This is a genomic window from Acidiphilium sp. JA12-A1, from assembly GCF_000724705.2.
Lineage (GTDB): Bacteria > Pseudomonadota > Alphaproteobacteria > Acetobacterales > Acetobacteraceae > Acidiphilium > Acidiphilium multivorum.
Genome location: NZ_JFHO01000256.1, coordinates 1 through 667 on the forward strand (window position 1 = coordinate 1; position 667 = coordinate 667).

General features: G+C 63.7%; 1 protein-coding gene. It reads left to right on the forward strand.

From position 1 onward, the window contains the following. Positions 1-110 precede the first annotated feature (110 nt). A partial coding sequence (locus RT91_RS21850) for a DUF6444 domain-containing protein (RefSeq protein WP_240314392.1) occupies positions 111-667 on the forward strand: 557 nt, incomplete at its 3' end.

Here is a 667-nt window from a genome sequence, read left to right on the forward strand (position 1 = left end):
GGCGGCAGATCGATCTTGTCGAGCGTCGGTATCTGCTCATCCTGGTCCGTCGATAAGTTGAATCGATTGTGAATTGACGTGACCACGGCGGATACGATTCGACGGGAGGCGTGAACGAGCTTCCTGACCTGTCTCTCCTATCGCACGCTGAGAAAGACGCGCTGATCCGCGCGCTATGGGACGCGTTGCAATCATCCGAGCGCAGGAACGCGGAACTGGCAATCCGGCTTTCGGATGCGGAACGCCGGATTGCGGAGTTGGAGGCGCGGCTAAACGAACCGCCGAAGCGGCCGGACAATTCGAGCCTGCCGCCATCGCGCGGGCAGAAGCCAAACCGGCCCGAGAAAAGTACCGCGCAAGGGCCCCGCAAAGGCAGTCTCGGCCGTGAGGGTGGCGGTCGCTTGCTTGCCGAGAACCCCGATCAGACGGTGATCGCGAAGGCGGCGCATTGCCAGCACTGCCGTGCCGGGCTGACTGACGCGGATCAGCGCCTCGCGCAGCGCTACGACAAGATCGATCTGCCGCCGATCAAGCCGGTCGTCACCCGCGTCGAACGCTATGCCGGCCATTGTCCGTGCTGTGGGCGACCACGCTGGCAGCCGTCCCGGAAGGCATGGAGACCGGCACACCATTCAGCCTCAACCTCGTGGCTCTCGCGATCTACCTG